The following is a 20,196-nucleotide window of genomic DNA, read 5'->3' on the forward strand; positions in this document are numbered from 1 at the left end:
CGAAGAGCATGAGCCGGCTCCCCACGCAGCCAACGCCGCTCTGGAGTCGTCGGCGTCGACGATGCCCCTGACGATCCCCGTCGGCCTTGCCGCGCTGCTTGTGCTCGCCATCGCTTACCACCGACGGCGTCAGTGTGTCGGCGCTGCGGTGATGTGGTGGCGGCGTACCCGTCTGACCAGGCAGGGCGATCGACTGGTTCGCTACGGCGAGGTGAGGGACACGTTGCCGTTCCCACCGGTGGAAGCCTCGCAAGAGTCGGTCGCCGTCATAAGGGCCGACGATGAAACGCCCGTCTCAACGCTCGACTCCATGCTCGAACAGGAGTCGACGAGTTTGGGCTACCTCGTCGCGCTGGCGGCCATGAACGGGACGGGACTCACCGGCCCGGGCGCGGAGAACGTGACGCGTGCCATGGTCCTGGACCTGTTGGCCGGACGCCACATCGCGGCACGCGTACTCATGCCGCGCGAAGACGCGGTGCGCCTGTTCGGCGAGGAAGCGCTACACGCGGCGGACCCGGGGCTCGTGGTGCTCGACACCCTGCAGGAGGTGGTGACCGAGCTGGAGGTGGAGATCGTCAGACGAAGTGGGCAGCGTACGGACGCGGGAGTCCCGGAGGGCCAGTCCTGGTTGTTCGTCATCGCCTCGCCGGGTGCCGCAGCTGAGCGGCTGCACCGAATCGTCCAGGGCGGTATGGAGGATTTGATTCTGGGGGTCTTCCTCGGCGACTGGCCGTATGGCATCACCTGCACGGTCGACGAGAGCGGCGTCATCCTCAACCTGGAAGGACGCTCGGCCCCCGCCTGGACCGCGCATCGCTTGGCGATCTGCGCCGAGTCCGATGCGGTCCGGTATCTCGTGGGCCGTGATTGACGGACGTCACCGACGGTCATGGCGCGTGGGCAGCGCGAAGGCCAGGAAGAGCGCTGCCGGCCAGCCGATGCAGATGAGGCCGCCGAAGAAGTTGAACGCTATGAGTAGAAGGACGTTCTCTACGCCGCGTAAGAGCCCGATCAGCGTGGGCAGGAGGTACAGCACAACGAGCAGTAGGATCAGGCCGATCCAGAACAGGTAGCTGTGTGCGAGAGCATCCACCTCTTACATCCTTCCGTAATCGATTGATTACGGAAGGCGATTGAGGGTAGCTGTCCGCGCTGGCTTCGCCGTAGCTCCCGCGTTCGTCCTGGTGCTGCCGCAGGCTGCGACGACCTTGTCGATGGTGTGGGGGAAGTCCTCCTGGGCGAGCCTCACGACCGGAGGTAGCTGAGGCCGAACGGGCGCTGGATATCCAGTTCGCGGGCGTGGCTCTCGGGCGAACAACGGGGTGACTTCCCGCATGGCCGCTTCGGGAGCATGTCCTTCGACCCGAAGCCGGTCATAGCGGTTCATGGCGTACGGGTGGAGCTCGCGGAGCCGACTCTCGCACCTCAGCAGCGCGCGCTCGGCGCCCGGGTCGCTCGTCGCGTACGGCAGGGCTGCTCCCCAGGCGCGGCTCACCTGCAGCAAGTCAGCGGTGCGCAACCATGCCGGGTCGTTGGCGGGCAGCCACTGCAGACGTGCCGCCCGATGGGCGGCACGCTGCTTTGCGCGGAGGGCGTCTGCTGCCTGGCGCTCCCGCTCGGCCTGTTCGCGTACGCGCTGAGCCTTCATGTGCAGCCAGACCTGAACTGCCGCCGCGGCAGTAGGGGCGACCTGCACCGCCTTCTGCATTCCATGGGTGGCTGCCTCACGGAGCGGGTCCGCGTAGTGGTCGTTCATTCGCTCTCCTTTCGCCCGAGCGTGTGGTCGTGCTGCGGGGTGTGGGCGCTGCCGGGAAGTCGGCGAGGGCCAGCCGGGCGGTCACCGAATCGGTGGTGGTCTCGGTGACGGTCGCGTGGTCGAAGTTGAGCTGCGCAGCGACGCGTGCGACCTGCCGGGCGACGTCACGGGGCGCCATCGTTGCGATCGCCGCGCCGGCGGCGCGAAGTGCGCTGACGCGTCCTTCGGGGAACTGCAGGGAGTCGTGCCAGGGCTCGATGGCAGCGTCGGTCACCAGGTCGGCCAGTGGCCGTACGCGGACGCGAAGCAGTGCCGTGAGAGTTTTGGGGCCAGCGTCGCCGAGCACCGCCGCCGGATCCCAGTCCGATGGGAGCACGAGGGCTTCCGCCGTACCGGCGTCTTTGAGCAGCGAGTAGGACCGCGCTGCGGCTTGCTGCCCGGCACGGTCGCCGTCGAAGGCGACCAGCACACCGGTGGCGCACAGGTCGGCGGCTGCGTCGAGAGTGCTGACCTGGTCGGGGGTCAGGCTGGTGCCGCACAGGGCGAGTCCGGCCAATCGGCCCCGGCCGGCGACCGTGACGGCGATGGCATCCAGAGGGCCTTCGGTGATGACCGGCTTGGCCCCGGCGCTGAGCGTGTGCAGGCCGAACAGCGCCCGTCCCTTGCCGTAGACAGGGGTGTTCGGGCTGTTGAGGTACTTGGGTTCGCTCGTACGGCTGCGACCGATGAAGGCGATCGTTGTCGCGTCGCGCTCGGTGATGGGGAACATCGCCCGGTCGCGGAAAAAGTCGATGAGCATGCCGCGGGTGGTCCGCCGGGCCAGGCCGGAGGCCTCGATTGCGGTGTCAGGGAAGCCGAGATTGCGCAGATGTCTGGTCAGCGCTCGCCATTCGTTCGGGGCGTAGCCGATGCGCCACTGACGCTGAACGTCCTCGTCGAATCCGCGCTGACGCAGGTAGTCGGGGACCCAGCTGGTGGCGACGCGGGCCTGGAAGAAGCGTTCGGCGTGCTCGTGGATGGCGAGGAGCATGAGGCCGTGTCCTTAGACCGGCTCGCGGCGGAGCCCGATGGCGGTGGCCAGCCAGCGCAGCCGCTCGTTGGCGATGCGGTGGCCCTGGGCGCGGAGCTGGGCGGCCAGGTCCATCTGGCTCAGCCGTACGCCACGCTGCTCGGCCCTGGCGACGATGGCCTGGGCCGCTTGAATGAGCTGGTCGTCGGAGTCCTGCTGCTGTGGGATCTGCGGAGTCGGAAAGGCCGCGCCCGCGAGTTGGAGTCGTACGGCGGTCCGCTCGGACAGAGGTGCCTTCCATCGCCACAGCCAGCGGCCGTGCACCTGATGGAGCGCGGAGACGGCTTCGAGGTGCAGGTATTCGAGCTGGAGGCCGCGGGGGTAGCTCGTGACGTTCCACAGCACCATGCGTCGCCAGAGCATGAAGCTGGAGACGGGGGCGAGGAGCCAGCGCGAGAGAGGTACCCGCTCACGCCGGGTGCCCGTGGCCAGGCCGACCCAGCGGCGGATGAGGTGGCGGATTCCCTCGATCACCGTGACGAACAGGACGGGCATGGCCGCGTGCATCAGGCCGGCGATCGGGTCGCCGTGTGCGGCGGAGATGTTGAGGATGACGGTGGCGGTGATGAACGTCCAGGCGATCCAGCGCAGGACCGGCCAGGGCAGGTCGGCGAACTCGGGAGTTCCCCCCGAAGTGTGGACACCGACTGTTATGCGGCAGCCAGCACCTTATCGGGCTGCTGCTCGTAGTCGATCGGGCTGAGGTAGCCCAGGGTCGAGTGCCTCCTTCGGGTGTTGTAGCGGGTGATCCAGGAGAAGACCGCCAGGCGAGCCGCTCGGACGGAGGGCCAGCACCGGGCGCCCTGAAGGGTCTCCCGCTTCAAGGTGGCGTTGAACGCCTCGGCGGCAGCGTTGTCCACGCTGGTGCCCACCGCGCCCATCGACTGGCGCACCCCGAGCTGCCGGCACACAGTGGCGAACTCGGCAGAGGTGTATTGCGCCCCGTGGTCGCTGTGGAAGATCGCCCCGGTCAGGGTGCCGCCCCTCGTGGCGGCCGCGGCGCGCAGCGCGTCGGTCACCAGCTCGATGCGCATGTGCTCGGCGATCGACCACCCGGCCAGCCGCCGCGAATGCAGGTCGATCACCGTGGCCAAATACAGGAACCGGTCCTCGGCCAGGGGCAGATAGGTGATGTCGCCCACGTAGCGCCGGTTCGGCTCGGTTGCGGTGAAGTCCCGCTTGAGCAGGTCAGGAACCTTCTGCGCCGCCGGCTGCGGCACGGTGGTACGGACCTTCTTACGCAGGTGAAGCCCGACGATGCCCTGATCGCGCATCACCCGCTCCACCCGCTTGTGATTGACGCGAGCCCCGCCCTGGCGCAGCTCGGCGGTGATGCGAGGGCTGCCGTAGGTCCCGTCGAACTCGGCGTGGATCTTCCTGATCCGGCCGGCGAGCTCGGCATCCGCGGCGGCGCGGGCCGCCCGCACGGGCGCGGCGGCCCGCCAGCGGTAGAACCCCGAGCGGGACACCGAAAGGACGCGGCACAGTCGCTTGACGCCGAAGGCGCCGGCGTGGTCGGCGACGAACTGGAAGCGACTCACCAGTTGGTCTCTCCGGCGAAATACTTGGCCGCCCGGCGCAGGATGTCGCGCTCCAGCTCCAGTTCCCGGATCCGAGCCTTGAGCTGCTTGTTCTCCTCTTCCACGTCGCTTGACGGTAGCGGGGCCTGCGAGCGCTTGGGCACCGGCCTCTCCTTCGCCGGCGCGGTACCCGCCGCCTGGGCCTGGCGCACCCACAACCGCAGCGTCTCCCGGCTGATCCCCAGATCCCGGGCCACCGACGTGATCGTCCGGGCGGGGTCCGACAGATACAACGCGACCGCGTCGGCTTTGAACTCAGGCGGGTAGACCTTCATGACCACCAGGAACTCCTCGGTCTCCAGATCTCCATGATCTGGCACTCAAGGTGTCCACACCTCGGGGGGAGGGCCCCTCCATGAGGAGGTCCCAGGCCAGCAGGGCGAGGATGCCGAGGTCGATGCCGATCGGGACGATCCACGCCTGCGGGCCGAACCATGGCTCGGCGAGGCGGCGCAGGGTGGCGAAGGAGCCGATCCCGCCCAGTACGGCCAGGGCGACCACGAGCGGAACCACGACACAGGCAGCCACGGCGACGGCCCGGGTGAAGTTGCGGGTCACTGGCCGCCACCTCCTGCAAGGTGGGTCGCGGCTCGGGCGACGCCCTCGTCGTTGGCGGGGGAGAGGATCAGGCCGTGATGGGTGACGTAGGCGTAGACGCCTTCGGCGCCCGCGCAGTACACAGTCTCGGTGCCGACGGTGAGGGCCCACTGGCCGTTGCGGCGGCGGATCAGCCGGGCCGGCCGGTGGCGGCTGACCTCAAGGCCGAGGCGGACGAGTCGTTCGTGACGAGCTTTGCTCTCGTCAGGTGCTCGCATCGGTGTGGCTCGCATCGGTAACCTTCGGGCGTGGAGAGGCGGACTCCATCAACTAAAGTTGATGACGAGAGCAGGATAGGCACTCTCCGTCACCGACTGTCAACTAAAAGCGATGAAGCAGGGCGCATGTCGCTCCAACTTGATGTGGTGAGCAGTGGTTGACGACCGAAGCGCGGCGAACACCACGCGGTCCCTCGCCGACAAGATCGAGTGGTTGATCCAGAACCGCTGGCCGGCGGGTAGCCGGCCGCCGAAGAACAACCTCGAGGCGGCGGCGGTGATCTCGGAGGCGACGGGCGAGGAGCTGTCCTCGACGACGATCTGGAAGCTACGGACGGGCAGGTCGGACAATCCCCAGCTCAAGACGTTGAAGGCGCTGGCGAGATTCTTCGGCGTGCCGATCGGCTACTTCGGCGACGACGAGAACGCCGAGGCGACGGCCGACCAGGTGGCGGCGTCCTCTTTAATCGGCGAATTCGGCCTCAACCGCGAGGCGCTCCGCGCCCTGGTCGAGATGTCCGACGGCGGCCGCCGGCTCGTGGCCGACTTCATCATCAGCGCCGCCCGCCTCGAACGCGGCCAACGACACGACGGCCGTCAGGCCTGAGCTCCTGCGGGGCGTGACCATGCGCTGGATCTATTGTGCCCTCGTAGAACTGGGTGTTCTCCGCCGTGCTCCTGGGCCACCTGCGATAACCCATGGATCTGTCCGCTGACCAGGGCATACGCTTGCCGGGACCTTCCGTTAGTTGCCGCCGGTTTTGACGCTCCCACGGAACAGTCACGGAACAGACCATGATCAGGAGGTGCCGGTGTCGCTTCCCAAGAAGGGCTCGCGCGTCATCACCGTGAGTGATGTGGCGTACCGCTGGCGCGTCCGCCACAAGCCCACCTACTGCCAGGGGAACGGCTGGACCCCCATGACCTTCGCCGTCGAACTCGCGGAGAAGCCGGGAAACGTAGCGGGAAGGACTTGAACAGCCGCTTCGCCGACCACGTCCTCGGGGCGTCGCGCTCCCCGAGCCTGTGGTCGTGCGGTGCGCAAAGTCCTCGTCAGGCATGCTCACCGGGTTCGGTCTGCTGTCCCTCGGTGTCTTCGTCTGGCACTTCAATGACACTAGATTCTTGCGAGAATGGCGTCTCGCTGTACTGCAACCGCAAGGCCTCTTTGATCTTCTCGTTTCTCAACGGCACGTACACGCCGTCAACGAATCGACCGCCGCCGAAGATCCTCATGAATTCCGCTGATTTCTCTTCGTCGAGCAGGGAGGCATTCTTCTCAAGCATACGATTGATGCTGTCCGTGACCTGCTGAGTGGTGAGCTTCTCCATCGCACTCTTCAACGCAGGAAAGCCCTCATCGTCTTCGATGCGAGCATCGGACAGCATTCTCATCTGGTCTGCGATGAATGCTGCAGCTGTGAGCATCGCAGCGAGGCGTCTCTGCGCTTCTTCGCTACTCATGTTGGTTCTGGAGTCTTCGACCGCGACATCTATCGCCTTGGAAAAATCTGCAGGCGCGGTCTTGCTCAAGACGGCCAGTTCAGTAGTCGCCGCTTCGTTGTCGCCCTCGTCAGTTGCGGACCGGACGAACTTTTCGATTGCGGGCCACTTTCTCTTCAGGCTCGGAAACGCCTTCTCCTGCCACCAGTTCTTGATATGTGGTGCAGCGACGACGCCTGCAACGACGATCGCTAAGCCTATGAGTCCAGCGAGCGAAATCGACTCGTCCTCGTCGCTAGGAGCAACGGGCTCATTCTCGTACTCATCCTCGGCGTCGGGGAAAAACGTGCCGTGGTCGGCGAGATACCCTTGGTCATTGAATAGAAGTTGACTAAGGCCACCATCTTTTGATTGCCCTGGAGTCAGGTCATCAGGGAATCTAAAAGTGCCTCGAATTTCAGCCATTTGCCACTTTCAGCTTGCGCGTAGGCACGACGGTTGTGCCGCCTGGACACAGCTGGCCTTCCGGCTCGTCCAGGGCATGCGCGCGCTGCTGTTCGACGAGCGCGTCCATTTCCTTGGATGCCATGGTCCAACTGTACTTGCGGCCACTGACGCTAGTACGTGGCGGTGCGTCAGTACACCTCTTCCCGACGTATTGGTCATAGTTGGGGGTGTTCGATCCACAGGGGAAGGCCCCTGATGCGTAGATTCGCTCTGGCCGTTGCGGTTACAGCACTCGTACCGGCGGCTCATCGCATAGCAACTGGGATTCGGCAACCTCGACTCCCTGAGCGCCGGCGAGCGCTCCCGGTACCGCACAGACCACAGCCGCAGCGCTTGTTGAGCCGCTACAACTGTCAACGGCCATCTCACGGAATTCGCCCGCGGACTCCCCAGCCCCGCCAGCAGACGTCACGTTACGACCCAGGAGGCAGCACACCGGGCATAGCGGTTTTCAAGAGCACTACGGTTGCTCCGCCCACACCGCTGCTGACCTGGGGCTTGACCCTAACCGAAGATCGAGCCAAGGAAGATCATCCCGTGCATATCCCGTGCTCCGCGCTCAAGGCATCCTCACGGACTCCGCAGCGAAGGAGACAACTGCCACCGGCATGGGCCAGGATAGGCACCCGTGAGGGAGCTGTGGGAGACCCTAGACGTTCACGGGTACGCTTGCCTGGAAGGGCAGACCGCATCCGACATGGGCACGATTGCTCGTCGACTCGGTCGAAGTAGTGGCCCAGAGCGGCTCGAACCACGCGAACGAGCCGATGCCGATCCCTGGAGCTTGTCGGGCGTCTACGGACTTGGATCCTTCCCATGGCATACAGACGGGGCAGTCTCCTTAAATCCCCCGAATTGGCTGTTGTTAAGAGCAGCGCAGGTCTCGGGCGGTACATGGACGGAAGTACTCGACCCTGATCCAGAACTGCTGGCGGCGATGCGGCGCACCGTTCTTCGTGTAACCAACCGCGCGGGACGCGTACGACACCTACCCGCTGCCCTACCTAATCAAGGCCGCTGTCAGCTGCGTTGGGATCCCCGAATATGCACACCCCAAATCGGGTTAACCATCAATGAGATGGAGCAGCAGCTACCTACTCACAAGATCGCATGGGAGGGAAACCGCCTCCTGATCCTCGATAATCGACGCCTGCTGCATCGACGACCTGCGGTCAGGGGCAAGTCCGAACGCCTTCTTGAGCGCATCTATGTCTGGGATGTCTAATGTGGGATTATGAAGGCTTCGTTGCTAAGGCGCAACTTTACTTCACCCGGGCGAAGGAGTACCCGCGGGCCGAAGATGACGTAATGGCACTATGGCTTCTTCTTGGCTTGGAATTCCTGCTACGCGCACCACTTGCTAAAATCAGTCCTACCCTTCTCGCGGACCCGCAAAGCGGCGACGCGATCATGCACGCCGCCGGATACCCCATTAGATCAGACGGCGGTACGCCTAAGTCGATACAAGCGAAGACAGTAATCATCCGGCTAGGAGCAGTTATCCCGGAGTTCACAAAAGAACGCCAGGATGACGCGAACTTTTTGATCGGCCTTCGCAATGAGGAGCTACACAGCAGCGAGTCCCCTCTTGCCATTGAGATTGCTAAGTGGCTGCCGCACTTCACTCGTGTGGTCGAAATAATCGGTGCCCATCTGGAACTCGACCCCGCCGACCTGGTCGGCGACGAAATCATGGACCTGGGACGAGAACTAGTCAATGAGGCGGACAAGAAGATAGAGCACGAGGTTAATAAGCGCATCGAGGCGGCGAAAGTGTTTTTCGCCCGCCTTAAGCCTTCGGAAATCGATGCCCGACGTGGAGCGCGCCCCAAGCAGATAACACTATTCGGCGAAGAACCGCTGATTCCCCACCCTGACTGGCCCATTGATTGTCCAGCCTGTAAAGAGGAAAAAATACCTCTGAAGCTCCGGCCGGTTCGCTGGACTAATGAGCGGCTTGAGAATGATGAGATCTGTCGCGAAGTCGTTTACATTGCGATCGGATTGTCATGCCCAATATGCGATCTGGAACTAGCTGGCACTGCCGAGATTCGGGCAGCTAAGATTCGCCAGGAGTACATCCGGAAAGAGTGGGAAAGCTTGGAAGATCGCTATAGTGCCGATTACGAAGCCGACTATGGAAACGAGTAGATCCATCACGTCGCGCCTTAGTTTTGGGATCTAGGCTAGGGGCATTCCCAGAAGCTTGACGAGCGCGAGCGTCGCCACAGAGAACTCTCTGTACGCCGACTGCAGGACGGCGGCTCGGGTCTGCCATCCGATTCCGGAGGCGTTCGGGATTACTGCCGTGGGACTGGCAGCCTAGGGACATGCAGCGACTTGCGCTTTTTGACTTGGACAACACACTCGTAGATCTAGATCAGGCGTTCAGAGTGTGGGTTGCGGAGTTCGCCGATGAGCACGACTTGGGATCTGAAGCGATTGGGTGGCTAATCGCCCTCGACCGGGAGGGCTTCCCCCATCGAGAGGTGTTCTTCACCAAGGTCCGTGAGCGCTTCACCCTGCCTGACTCCGTGGAGGAGCTGTGGGGCCGCTATCGGCGGCGGATGCCGTACCTCGTGCACTGTCGACCCGAGGTGCTGGACAGCCTAGCCCGACTACGCGCGTCCGGGTGGCGTGTAGCGATCGTGACCAACGGGACTGCAGACAACCAGCTTGGGAAGATCCAGCAGACTGGGTTGGCCGAGGCCGTCGACGCCTACGCGCTGTCGGGAGCCGAGGGCATCCGCAAGCCCGAGACTGGTCTGTTCGAGATCGCGGCCAAGCGTTGCGGCGTGGCGCTTGCCGAGGGCGGATGGGTGATCGGTGACACCTAGAGGCTTCATCCACCCGCGGCGTGGGCCGCGGCGGGTGCCGCCGCACGGATGCTGCACGACGCGCCGCTGCCGCCATGGCCCGGTTGGAGCCTCGACGAGGTCGCATCCATCGCACCTCGACGGCGAATGCGAGTGGCTCGTCACGAATGGCGTCCTTCCCGCCGACGTGGTCACGCGCAACCGCCGGGTTGCCGAGGCTGCGCTCCGGCCGTGGACACCGGTGTTCACGCACGGCGACCTGCAGGTCACCCACGTGTTCGTCGACGGTGACGAGATCACCGGCGTGATCGACTGGTCCGAGGCGGGCCAGGGCGATGCCCTGTTCGACCTCGCCACCTTGACGCTCGGACACGAGGAGCACCTTGGCGACGTCGTCGCCGGCTACGGCACCGACGTCGACCTCGACGTGATCCGCGCGTGGTGGTCGTTGCGAAGCCTGCGGGCGGTCCGCTGGCTGATCGAGCACGGCTTCGACCCGTGGCCCGAGGTCGCCGTGCTGAGATCCCGGCTGTGAGGCTGCACGAGCCCGACGGCTACGAGTGCCGTTCTGCCGCATCGAGCGGGCCATCTCCTGAAGCGCGTCGTCTTCCGGACCGACGAGGTCATGGTCCTCGAAGATCCTGGGCAGCCGGTCGGCGACAATCGGAAGCCGACGCACGACTTGAGTCGAAGATGCGCCTCAGCTGAGGACCAGCAACTGCCTCGAATAGACCCAGGATGAAAAAGCCTCGGCATGCGCCGTGCTCACCGCGGCCGTGCTGCACAAGGGCAATGTGGACCCCGACCCTGGACGCCGCTGCTGGCCGGATCGCCGACCCGAGCGCCTGATCGCGGGGAGAATTCGATCTCGCGTGTACTCCGGCCACTGTGATGGCCGACGCATCATTTTTGCCAAGACAGAGCCCCCATTTACCCAGCTCAGCGGGGTATCCCAACTATGTCGCGGTTTCGGAAATTTCGGAAGTTCAGGTCTCGCCGGCCTCTCGCACGGTCATGATGGCGACAACATCAACGTCGTTCAAAGGAGTGTCGATGCCCATCGAGCCTTCCCTCGATCACATGCTCATTTGTGATCTCGGCTTCCTCCCCGCGCCGGGCGCACCGTGGGTAATCATCGTGGTGCTTGTGCTGGTCCCGCAGCTGGTCAAGAAGCTGCGTAAGGCGGTGACTACCCTGATCTCTCGTGTCGCGGTCAACGGGTGCCTCACCCTCTCCGTACGGGTGGGCTGATGCGCAGCCGGCTCACCGGTGAGGGTTTCGCCGAAGAAGAACTGATCGACGAGCAGGAGCTGTGCGCACGGTGGGGGCTGTCTAAGGCAGCTCTGGGGCAGCGGGTGCGACGTGGAGATCTCCCTGGCCCAATCCGTACACGCCCGAAGAGGTGGCTGCGGTCTGAGGTGGACGCCTGCCTGCCGCAGGCCCATCTGGTCGACGATGCTGTAGAGGACGCCAGGCGTGAGCTGGCCGAACCTGTGCCGCATGATGCCCAGGGCCGCTTCACCTCTCGAGGTCCGACCTCCTCAAAGGAAGCTGCTCAGCCCGCTGTGCTGGCGCGGATGGAAGTCTGCCTCCTTGCGCGTGAGCTGGTCGACCAAGCGGCCCGACTAGTGATCGTCCAGAGCGCCTGTACCCCTGAGGAGGCGACTGACGAGGAGTACTTGGCCGAAACTATCCGGCAGGTGAGCACGATCATCGAGGACCTGCAGAACCGGGCCGTGGCTTATCTCGACAAGCAGGGATGGGACCAGGCCAAGATCGCGCAAGCTCTCGATCAGCAGGGCCGTCTGATCGCTTCCCGTCGTACGCCGCCACGGCCTCGCATAGAGCCGAAACAGCTCGACCACTGGCTGGCGCGATACCGGGCGGTACGGGCGGATTCCGATTGGCCCGAAGCGGAAAGTCCCTCAGCTGGGTTGCGCCGTGTCGGCATCCACGCCGAGTTACGGCATCTCGATGCTGACCCGAGATCTCCAGCGGACGAGCTGGTTCGTGTGCATAAGAGAAGGGTCGAACTCTACGCGGAGCTCATCAGGAGCACTAAGAAGAGTAAGAACCCGGCAGAGTACGAGAACCTGCTTAAGGCGATGAAAAATGCCAAAGAGGCAGTCAGGGAGGCCCAGTTGGACCTTCGTCATGCTCGTCCCTCGCCAGAAGTCGACTGAACAGGTCATCGCAACCGACACCCGCCCATGTGACCCCTGGCCGGGCGACGTCATCCCCCGGGGGACCGCCGACTCGCCAAATGAGACGACGTCTAACCATGGCTAATAGTACAGGTGTACGCCCTGGCCGAGAGCGCCAGGGCGTAAGCCCTTGCCCCCATCTCCTGCGGAACGACTAGACCTTGGGCTGGACTTGCTGTGCACTACGTCGCGCCGACTGTGCGGCCACCTTGCCAGGAGCGACAAAGACGCCATCAAGGACCATATCCATAAGTTCCAGGATCGCTTCCGCTTCTTGAGAGCTGAGCGGATCATCTACTAGGTCACCGTGGGCAACCTCATTTCCGGCGAAACGAACTTCATGCGCTGCATCTTTAACGTGCTCGTAGATGAAGCCCCGCTCGTAAAGCACATCGATCTTGTCCTTTAGTGACCCTTGAGTGATGCCCTTGGCCTTCGCTGTGGACTCAACAACCGCACGAGCCAGGGCAACGGCCCCCCGGTAGCTCTTCACGGTTAAACAAGCATGTGCCTCTACCGCGACCGATGCGATACGTACAGGGACGTACTGAGGATAGGTTCTGAACAACGACTCGGTTGGGTACCAGCCGGCCGCAACGAAGGTTTCGCTGCCCGAGCTCGTAGCTTCGGTCACAAAGCCCTGTGCAAGGCTGGGGGCGTTGCAACCGGGACAACGGAATACCCGCCACCCCATCGTCGTCTGGTCGCCAAGCTCGTCGGCGATGACCTCGCTGACGAGCGGCTCGTGGGAAACGGGGATCATGACGGCCTTGTGGCCGCACCACCCACACACTGCCATCTGACTCATGACGGCGAGCATAGAGGCGGCACGACTCGCACGCCTCGGTTCCCCGCGGGAAGGTATTGGGAAGGATCAACCGGAGTTAACGGCTGACGGCCGGACACAGCCGGACGCCGTCAACTGATCCAGAATGCGGAAAAGCCCAGGTCATCGGCTGATGATCTGGGCTTCCGTATGGCGCGGCCGAGAGGACTCGAACCCCTAACCTTCTGATCCCTAGGGAAGGGCAGGCTCCATCGTCGATGGCTCGCCGCCCTGCTCGACTGGTAGATGCGCGCCGGTGGGGTGTGATCGTGTAAGGCGGCGTTGCTGTACACCACCTTCGCGGACGCAGCCGAGCACAGGAAACTCATTGAGGCCGTCCACCGGGGCTGTTACGTTCTGCTTCGTGATTGTCCTCGACAGCAACCAACTGCGACACGTGTTGCCAGGGAAGCCCCTTTACGGATTGCTGTCGGCTGTCGCTAGGCGTGCCGGACACACGCTTGCGACGACAGACGTGGTGCTCGCGGAAGTCGTAAGGCAGCGAAGGGAAGATCTTGGCGCGGCGCTGAAAGCGTGGACCGAAGCGGGGTTCGAAGCGCGGAGGCTGATGATCACGGATAGGCACCAGATAGGGGGCCTTGCAGTGCATCCTCAACAACTGCACGGCCGCCGCCGACGGATCACGTATGAGCAGTCCGCGGAGCTAGAAACACGGCTCCGGGCCGCCTTCCTGGTGTTGAACACCCTTCCCGAGGATGCCTTGTTAGCGATCCTTATGGAAGCGCAGCATCTTCCTCCATGCGAGCATGGCAGGGGGGCACGCGACGCTACGATCTACCTCACCACCCTACGGGCCGCTGTAGCGCCGGAGATTTCGGCCTCGGGGGAAGCGTTGCCGCTCATGTTCGTATCCCAAGACGGAGACTTCTCCCGTTTCGATCTCCCCGAGGGCCGGGAGCTCGACGCACTGCGGGAGGTCAGGGTACTTCATCAGAGGACGGTCGTCGCAACCCTCAACGCGCTTGGATTCCCCAAGTCCTCAGCTAAAGCGGACGATGTGGTAGCTCGCCCAGAGTTCCAGCAAGCCCTCATCGATGCGATCACAAATTCGCCGATCATGCCTCCCCGCCTGCTTCGACAGGCCCAGGAGGCCGCAGAGGTTCGCATCCGTCGGCTAGCTGGCGGACCGGCTGAGTCTTGTACTGGCGACGGAGTCACAGTGACCAGCATGACTGGCGAATGGTCGATCAGGTTCGTTGAACAGGTGATGCCGCCGAGGCTAGACGGGAGGCCGGGAGGATACCGAGGGTTCCCGATGAGGGCCGAAGGCACGGCGCTCCTCGTCGATGGCCCGCCGCACCCTCCGAGCGTAGAGCTGAACTCGCTTGTGCTGTCGTTCCCAGATCGGTAGGGAAAGAATGGCCGAGCGGGGCATGTTCGCCACTGCCGCGTTAGTGCCGTTGCTGGCCGAGCGGCAGATCACCCTGTCACGCGAGCAGGTCTACCGACTGGTGACGGGCACCTCGGAATAGCGCATCTGGGGGCTTGCGGCAAGACCCAGGTTGTGCCGCAGAAGCGCTGGCTGGGATCCCTGCAGCCGGTTCGGCGACATCCCCTCCTCGGCTTCAAGGGAACTGGGCCTTCGCGACGAAACCGCAGCTCGCCCAGCGGATCGCGGCCCGCGCCGTGGCGGCGGGCGTTCCCATCGCGTGGGCGGCGGGCGATGAGGTGTACGGCCGCGATCCCAAGCTGCGGGCCTTCCTGGAACAGCAGCAGATCGGGTACGTGCTGGCGGTCGGAGTGGACTTCCCCGTCGCCACAGCCGCCGGCCCGCACCGCGCCGGCCATCTGGCCGCGCTCGTGTCCGCCGGCTCCTGGGAGCGGCGCTCGTGCGGCGCGGGGTCCAAGGGGCCGCGCGTTTATGACTGGGCGATGGTGGCCACGACCAGCGCACGGCATGTGCTGCTGATCCGGCGTTCGGTCAGCGACCCCTCCGAGTTGGCGTTCTTCTACAGTCACGTGCCCGAGGGCCGCGCGTTGATGCTGTCCGTCCTGGTGAAGATCGCGGGCGTCAGATGGGCTGTCGAGGAGGACTTTCAGCAGTCCAAGGGCCAGGTTGGGCTCGATCACGCCCAAGTCCGCCGGTATCGGTCCTGGCGGCGGCACGTCATCTTGGCGATGGCCGCGCTCGCAGTCCTGGCCGTCGTCGCCGCGGTTGAGCGAGGTCGTCATCCCGTTCCCGTCGTGCCGTGTACCAGCACCGACGCCCCGCCCGGCGACTACGGGCTCATCGCGCTGACCGTGCCCGAGGTCCGTCGCCTGCTCACCGTATTCACACAGCTCACAGCCGTAGTGACACCACGGATCGCTGCCCTGCGGCGGCAATTCGAGTTGCAGTGGAGCATCTGGCGACGCCGCCATCAGGCCCGTGCCCGGTGGCACCACTACCGCAGGCGCCTTGCGCTCACATAGCCCGAGATCACAGAGTTACACGACGCACGTCGATCGGGGGCCAGATCACAAAGTACTGCTGTCGTACTAGCCGCTGATGAAGCGTTCGGTGGTGGCGTGGCGATCCCCCTCGCCCCATCCGGCGATGTCGTAGCCCTCGCGTGTAACAGTCGACCGGCATTGAAGTATAAGGTGATCCCCAAAATCATGCTTCGCCCTTCGTCGTGACCATGAGAGGAAAGAGGAAACCCAATGGGTTGGTTTAGCGATTGGTTCTCAGGTCGCCCTGTGCCAGGGTCGCGACGGTCTGCCTCGGCTCCGCGTACACGTATACACATGAAGATCGACCCAAACGCGCAGCCAACGCGCGAGGAAGAGCAGATGCTGGCTCGCGTCGAGGCTAGCAATCAGCGCCACCGAGCCGCTGATGCCGCATCTCTCGTAGACGGGCGCCACTACACCGAGTGGGTTCCTCTCCTCGATCAGTACCGGACGCAGAAACGCGATGATGACGCACTAGCCCTGCTCGCACGGATCTTCCCCGCGGTTGAGGCGCAGGCCCGGATACTCGGAGGGTCCCCTGCGCCTGGATACTACGAGCGCGCGGCGATCATTCACCGCCGGAAGAAGGACTACGCAGCCGAAGTGGCGATCCTTGAGCGATACGTCACACTTTGCCCGCCTGGCTTTGTTCATGAAGGGTTTGCTACTCGTTTGGACAAGGCCCGCAAGCTACTCTCGGGCCAGAGGTGAGGTGATCAGACTGTATTAAGCTGGACGGCCAGTCTCGCCTAACCAGCTTGGTGCGGCGCTCGTTCCAGTGAAGCAATTGGTCAAATGCTTCTTATCGCGCCGATAGTGCTGGCCTGACCATGAGGTAGCCCGGACGGTCGTGCGCCGTTCGGGTATCGCGTTCTGCTGTGAGTTTGACATCGCATAATCGATGTCTCTGTTTGGGAACGCATCTGCCCCGACGTAACTATTCGGAGATGGTGTGGAGTCGTCAGAGTGGTATAGCGGTTGAGCTTGGATGGTCTAGAGATCCCCCACGGGTTCACCGAATACTTACGCCCCGACAGCCGTCTGCGCTGCTCGTCCGTGACAAAGTGATCACCATGAAGAGCTCGATGGGGCCTCCACAAGGTAGCCATGACGGTGTGCTGAAGTACGACGATGCCTTCGATGTTCCGATCTTGGTGCGCTCGGCGCCGGCCCGGCGACCGTTCCCGCAGTGGCGGAGGGCGAGTACGCCCTGGCCGACGCCGGGTGCGGTGCCTCCACCAGGTTGGTATCTGGTGACCGCCTTGTGGAGAGAGATCATCAAGCACAGTACCGAGGTTGGTCGGGACATCGTTCCCTGGCTCAGAGAGGTGCCGCAGCTGGCCGGGCAGGAATTACTCGCCCGGATCTCCCCGTTACAAGCTTACCTATCACTGACCGACGCAGGGCAGGTTCCGTTTCCTGGCAACACAGGTCGCAGGCTGAAGACCAGCGTCGTCTACGATCACGGCACCGAGCGCAGCGCCAAGAGCGCTTTCGGTTATCGGATCGGAATGACCATGGCGCAATGGGCATGCTGCGGACTGATGGGATTGGGCGAGACCACACACATCGAGTCGGCTCAGGACCCGGCGTTCACCGCGCTCGCCAACACAGCCGGGCCGTGTCCGGATTTGTGCGGCCGACATCCGACCGACTATCGGCCGTGGTGGCTAGTGGAAGCCAAAGCCGGATACAAGCTCGGCCTTGACGCTTTGGCCAAGGGGCAGCAACAACTACACCATGGCAGCAAGCTAATGTCCCAGGAACACCGGTTGATGCTGTGTGGCACCTCGCTGCACGAGCACGTCTTCATGACAATGGATGACCTGACTAGCGGGGCAGCCGATCTGTTAGATACTGGGGTCAGGCCAGATTCGGAGGACAACCTTAGCGAGGACACTGACGCGCTGCTGCGCGTAACGCAGACTCAGCTGCTGACCTATCTCCACCTGCGTTATGGCAGTAGCAGCTTGCGGTTGATTCCGCTCAGTTCGCAACGGACTGCGCGGCCACGTACCCGTCCCGGCGCGCTAACCCCTCTGGAAGACGACCCTGCCACGGCCGAGGCACGTCAGCGGCTGCGAGCGCATCCCCCTGCCAACAACCGGGAGCTGCGGCAGCGCACTGAGGTCACGGACTTCGTGGCCAGCGCTGTCGGCGCGACTGGGGTACACGTGGGGATGTCGCGACGGCTGTTCGCCGCATGCCAGCGATTATTCGAAGAACGTATCCGAATAATCGACGAATTCCCTGACGTCTTCAGCCGTCGAGGCAAGCCGAGCGTTCCTGAAGAATGGTTGGCACCTGACGACGAAGAATGGGTGCGGATTGAGCGTGAACAACGGATCCGTCACCGCGAGCGCGAATACGAGAATCGTGAGCACATCCGAGTAACGGTCAGGGATGCCTACCACCAAGCTGACCAGCTTGAGTGGCCAGAGCTTTTCGGAGGCGTCGAACCAGCCCTCGACCTCGGCGCTGAGCTGTTGGAAGGGGCAACAGCCGAAACGTACATCGGCATCCGGCCAGATGACCCCTTGCTGACCTCGTTAAGGTCCAGGTAATTGCGACTTCATTGCCCAGCGAGAGACAGGCTGGTCACGTGTTGCGAGGAACTGGAGACGGGTCTTGCGCGGCTCGCGGCCACGCCTCCCGCTTAAGGACGCCCTTCACTGTGCGGTGCAGTGGCGGGCCGGGACCGGCCGGAAGAGGCCGCACGCCCGCGCGGCCCCGAATCTGTCCAATCATCAACGGGTCTGTCCCGTCTAGCAAGGTCTGCGGTTCATCACGCTTCTTGTGCGATAGTAAGGGGAGACGAGAGGACTTGTATTATAAGCTGAGCGTGCGACCCACGTCGATGGCGTCATGAATGCTCTTGGCTAGGGTTCTCTCGACAGATTCTGCTTGCAAGGCGAGTTGCTGCATCCCTTCGGCGTCGTCTGTGTGTGCTAGTAGAGCAAGGTATCTGTCGTTGTTGTTCAGGGCTTCCCTGGCTCGTAGGGCAGCATCGGCCGCTTGCACATTGTGGGCATAGCGTTCAAGAGTAGCCACTCGCTCAGTTACCGCAGCAACAGATCGTTCGAGTGCTTGTTGCTGTGGTCGGAGGACGGCCTGTAGCTCAGCGGTCATCACCACCCCTTGGCGGATCTGACGCTGTTCGTTCTCGAGTCTGCTGTGAAGATCGACCAGCCTGGCGATTTCCCAGATCTGTTGTGGGAGGATAAGGTCGTTTGCGATAGGGTCCAGCATGTGGAGGCGTCGTACCTGCGACTCGTACACGATGCTGGCCGCCTTTAGAGCCCGGTGGAGAAGACGGCGGGATGGAGCGGTGAGTTCACTCCCAACAACAAAGTGATTACGTAGCGGGCCAAGGCTTCGATCTAGTCTATTTCCAACAAAGGTCAGATCCGTACAGGCGTCGATGATCTGATTGTGCTGTACTTCCGTGAGTGCGGGATCGATTATGAGCTGTAGTCGGCGCACGATGTACCCCCTCACCCTGGCGCGGGCGCGAGCATCGGCATCGATAGCCCTGGGCTGCTGCCTCCTGGCCACATTCACCCCTCTTATTGAATAGTTACGCGGTGGCGAAATAATGAGGAGATGACGGTATCAGAGGACCGACGGTCATGTTAAGTGATGGCCATTTGAATCGGCTCGTCAGGCCACTCAGGCAGTGCATCGAGGTCCATTTCAAGTTCCGCTGCACACTTGGCGATGTTCGTACAACCGACCTCTGATCGGGGATGGTGTGGGCCACCGACATGCCATAAGTGATCATGAGGCCCAACACGATGAGGGCCGCCGACGGGCGCGTCGAGAGCCGCGCCCGTTTCGCTGCGATAGCCGATCCATAGTGTGGTCGACGCGGTCGTGTCGGACCCGGGTGTGGGTGTCGCCGTCGCGGCTGCCGCTCGAAGCACCTACGGGGTGAGAAATACCAGGGTGCCTATCATGGCGATCCGACCACCCCCGCACCACCGCCCCCACAGTTCGTTGCCGCACCGTGCCACCCCCGCTGCGGCCTACAACAACCGGCCCAAGGCGTAACCAACCCCGTCGTCATCCTGCGGATCAGCGGCTGGCTCTTTCGCATCGGCATCGGACGAACTCACGCCCGAACCCACGTCATCTTGCTCGTCAACGATCTCCACGTCCCGCTGGTCGCCGCCACCGCCGGACAACTCCTCCGCGAGCTGACCATCGACCCCCCCACGGAGTCGCCGTGGTGCCCGGCTCTGCGGTGTCAGGTTACGGCGGCGTGACGGTTTCAGATTCATCGAGTGATTGAGCGCGTCTGTCGAGGTTCTGGACCCACTTGACCGCGACCGCTGCGACCTGGATCAGCTCAGCGCGCAGGCGGTTGGGGTCGTCCTCGGCGAACGCTTCGAGGACCTCCTCGTACAGGATGTGTCGCCAGGTCAGTAGGCCTTCGGTCGCGGCGTCGGTTACGGCCTGTTTGGCGAGGTCGGCCTCGGGCGCGTACGCGGGCCCGGTGCCGTCGGGGTGTTCCTGCAGGCCCCACATCGCGTCCTGGGCGGCTCGTTCCGCTGCCACGTCGCTCAGGACTCGTTGTAGCGACCCGGGCGCGCCGTAGTCGCCGGGCTGCATCATCGTGTCGGTGTCCCTTCTGTAGAGGCGATCCGGGTGTCGAGCCACGGAGTTGACTGACTGACGGGGTCGAGCAGTTGGATGAGAGGCGCGAGGACGGGGCAGTGAAAAC

The 20,196-nt window shown here is 63.6% G+C and carries 24 protein-coding genes; 13 read left to right on the plus strand and 11 right to left on the minus strand.

Annotation, left to right across the window (positions count from 1 at the left end; all coding sequences use genetic code 11):
- Positions 1–61 precede the first annotated feature (61 nt).
- Positions 62–874, plus strand: a complete 813-nt coding sequence (locus tag HHX41_RS25825) for a hypothetical protein (protein ID WP_182908052.1) — start codon at positions 62–64, stop codon at positions 872–874.
- A gap of 6 nt (positions 875–880) precedes the next feature.
- On the opposite strand, the gene HHX41_RS25830 is transcribed toward HHX41_RS25825, so the two are convergent.
- From HHX41_RS25830 to HHX41_RS25855, 6 genes are all read right to left on the minus strand, one after another.
- Positions 881–1,096, minus strand: a complete 216-nt coding sequence (locus tag HHX41_RS25830) for a superinfection immunity protein (RefSeq protein ID WP_182908053.1) — start codon at positions 1,094–1,096, stop codon at positions 881–883.
- A gap of 631 nt (positions 1,097–1,727) precedes the next feature.
- The gene (locus HHX41_RS25835) at positions 1,728–2,789 is read right to left on the minus strand and encodes a toprim domain-containing protein (RefSeq protein WP_182908054.1); all 1,062 of its coding nucleotides are present in this window, start codon (positions 2,787–2,789) and stop codon (positions 1,728–1,730) included.
- A 12-nt stretch (positions 2,790–2,801) separates the two neighbouring features.
- A complete protein-coding gene (locus HHX41_RS25840; protein ID WP_182908118.1) occupies positions 2,802–3,482 on the minus strand; it encodes a DUF2637 domain-containing protein in 681 nt (226 codons plus the stop codon).
- A protein-coding gene (locus tag HHX41_RS25845; RefSeq protein ID WP_182908119.1) for an IS3 family transposase occupies positions 3,479–4,689 on the minus strand; the annotation gives its coding sequence in 2 pieces (ribosomal slippage) (positions 3,479–4,380 and positions 4,380–4,689; 1,212 coding nt in all). Before HHX41_RS25845 ends, HHX41_RS25840 begins: the two co-directional genes overlap by 4 nt.
- Positions 4,664–4,966 (minus strand): DUF2637 domain-containing protein, encoded by a 303-nt coding sequence (locus HHX41_RS25850; protein ID WP_182908055.1) that lies wholly within the window; start codon positions 4,964–4,966, stop codon positions 4,664–4,666. Before HHX41_RS25850 ends, HHX41_RS25845 begins: the two co-directional genes overlap by 26 nt.
- Entirely contained in the window at positions 4,963–5,223 is a 261-nt protein-coding gene (locus tag HHX41_RS25855; protein ID WP_182908056.1) for a hypothetical protein, read from the minus strand. Before HHX41_RS25855 ends, HHX41_RS25850 begins: the two co-directional genes overlap by 4 nt.
- A gap of 154 nt (positions 5,224–5,377) precedes the next feature.
- Between HHX41_RS25855 and HHX41_RS25860 the strand changes: the two genes are divergently transcribed.
- Positions 5,378–5,830, plus strand: a complete 453-nt coding sequence (locus HHX41_RS25860) for an XRE family transcriptional regulator (protein ID WP_182908057.1) — start codon at positions 5,378–5,380, stop codon at positions 5,828–5,830.
- Positions 5,831–6,035: 205 nt separating this feature from the next.
- Positions 6,036–6,200, plus strand: coding sequence for a hypothetical protein (locus HHX41_RS25865; RefSeq protein WP_182908124.1), 165 nt, complete (start codon positions 6,036–6,038; stop codon positions 6,198–6,200).
- Between the two features lie 76 nt (positions 6,201–6,276).
- Here HHX41_RS25865 and HHX41_RS25870 read toward each other — a convergent pair whose 3' ends face one another.
- Both HHX41_RS25870 and HHX41_RS40965 read right to left on the minus strand, forming a co-directional pair.
- Positions 6,277–7,131 carry a hypothetical protein gene (locus HHX41_RS25870; protein ID WP_182908058.1) on the minus strand — a complete coding sequence of 285 codons (855 nt, stop codon included), beginning with the start codon at positions 7,129–7,131 and terminating at the stop codon, positions 6,277–6,279.
- A complete protein-coding gene (locus tag HHX41_RS40965; RefSeq protein ID WP_259401303.1) occupies positions 7,124–7,255 on the minus strand; it encodes a hypothetical protein in 132 nt (43 codons plus the stop codon). The genes HHX41_RS25870 and HHX41_RS40965 overlap by 8 nt, the downstream gene beginning before the upstream one ends.
- 1,142 nt (positions 7,256–8,397) lie before the next feature.
- Here HHX41_RS40965 and HHX41_RS25880 point away from each other — a divergent pair.
- The 5 genes from HHX41_RS25880 (at position 8,398) to HHX41_RS25900 (ending at position 12,172) form a co-directional block, all read left to right on the plus strand.
- On the plus strand, positions 8,398–9,324 hold the full coding sequence (locus HHX41_RS25880; protein WP_182908060.1) for a hypothetical protein: 927 nt from the start codon (positions 8,398–8,400) through the stop codon (positions 9,322–9,324).
- Between the two features lie 179 nt (positions 9,325–9,503).
- Entirely contained in the window at positions 9,504–10,010 is a 507-nt protein-coding gene (locus tag HHX41_RS25885) for an HAD family hydrolase (RefSeq protein WP_182908061.1), read from the plus strand.
- Positions 10,011–10,230: 220 nt separating this feature from the next.
- Positions 10,231–10,524, plus strand: a complete 294-nt coding sequence (locus HHX41_RS40970; RefSeq protein ID WP_396795169.1) for a phosphotransferase — start codon at positions 10,231–10,233, stop codon at positions 10,522–10,524.
- 518 nt (positions 10,525–11,042) lie between these two features.
- The gene (locus tag HHX41_RS25895) at positions 11,043–11,240 is read left to right on the plus strand and encodes a hypothetical protein (protein WP_182908062.1); all 198 of its coding nucleotides are present in this window, start codon (positions 11,043–11,045) and stop codon (positions 11,238–11,240) included.
- A 167-nt stretch (positions 11,241–11,407) separates the two neighbouring features.
- Entirely contained in the window at positions 11,408–12,172 is a 765-nt protein-coding gene (locus tag HHX41_RS25900) for a hypothetical protein (protein WP_182908063.1), read from the plus strand.
- A gap of 175 nt (positions 12,173–12,347) precedes the next feature.
- Here HHX41_RS25900 and HHX41_RS25905 read toward each other — a convergent pair whose 3' ends face one another.
- Entirely contained in the window at positions 12,348–13,001 is a 654-nt protein-coding gene (locus tag HHX41_RS25905; RefSeq protein ID WP_182908064.1) for a DUF4145 domain-containing protein, read from the minus strand.
- A 382-nt stretch (positions 13,002–13,383) separates the two neighbouring features.
- On the opposite strand from HHX41_RS25905, the gene HHX41_RS25910 reads away from it, so the two are divergent.
- The 5 genes from HHX41_RS25910 (at position 13,384) to HHX41_RS25930 (ending at position 18,037) form a co-directional block, all read left to right on the plus strand.
- Complete coding sequence (locus HHX41_RS25910; RefSeq protein WP_182908065.1) at positions 13,384–14,391, plus strand: hypothetical protein; 1,008 nt, start codon at positions 13,384–13,386, stop codon at positions 14,389–14,391.
- Positions 14,392–14,398: 7 nt separating this feature from the next.
- Positions 14,399–14,512 carry a helix-turn-helix domain-containing protein gene (locus HHX41_RS25915; RefSeq protein WP_182908066.1) on the plus strand — a complete coding sequence of 38 codons (114 nt, stop codon included), beginning with the start codon at positions 14,399–14,401 and terminating at the stop codon, positions 14,510–14,512.
- A 154-nt stretch (positions 14,513–14,666) separates the two neighbouring features.
- Positions 14,667–15,452 (plus strand): hypothetical protein, encoded by a 786-nt coding sequence (locus HHX41_RS25920; protein WP_220504418.1) that lies wholly within the window; start codon positions 14,667–14,669, stop codon positions 15,450–15,452.
- Between the two features lie 315 nt (positions 15,453–15,767).
- A complete protein-coding gene (locus HHX41_RS25925) occupies positions 15,768–16,184 on the plus strand; it encodes a hypothetical protein (protein WP_182908068.1) in 417 nt (138 codons plus the stop codon).
- Between the two features lie 362 nt (positions 16,185–16,546).
- Positions 16,547–18,037 (plus strand): gamma-glutamyltransferase, encoded by a 1,491-nt coding sequence (locus HHX41_RS25930; protein ID WP_182908069.1) that lies wholly within the window; start codon positions 16,547–16,549, stop codon positions 18,035–18,037.
- Between the two features lie 265 nt (positions 18,038–18,302).
- Here the strand turns inward: HHX41_RS25930 and HHX41_RS25935 are convergent, their stop codons facing one another.
- Both HHX41_RS25935 and HHX41_RS25940 read right to left on the minus strand, forming a co-directional pair.
- Positions 18,303–19,028 carry a hypothetical protein gene (locus HHX41_RS25935; protein WP_182908070.1) on the minus strand — a complete coding sequence of 242 codons (726 nt, stop codon included), beginning with the start codon at positions 19,026–19,028 and terminating at the stop codon, positions 18,303–18,305.
- Between the two features lie 696 nt (positions 19,029–19,724).
- Positions 19,725–20,087, minus strand: a complete 363-nt coding sequence (locus HHX41_RS25940) for a hypothetical protein (RefSeq protein WP_220504419.1) — start codon at positions 20,085–20,087, stop codon at positions 19,725–19,727.
- Between the last annotated feature and the right edge of the window lie 109 nt (positions 20,088–20,196).

The organism is Microbispora sp. H13382, assembly GCF_014161445.1.
GTDB lineage: Bacteria > Actinomycetota > Actinomycetes > Streptosporangiales > Streptosporangiaceae > Microbispora.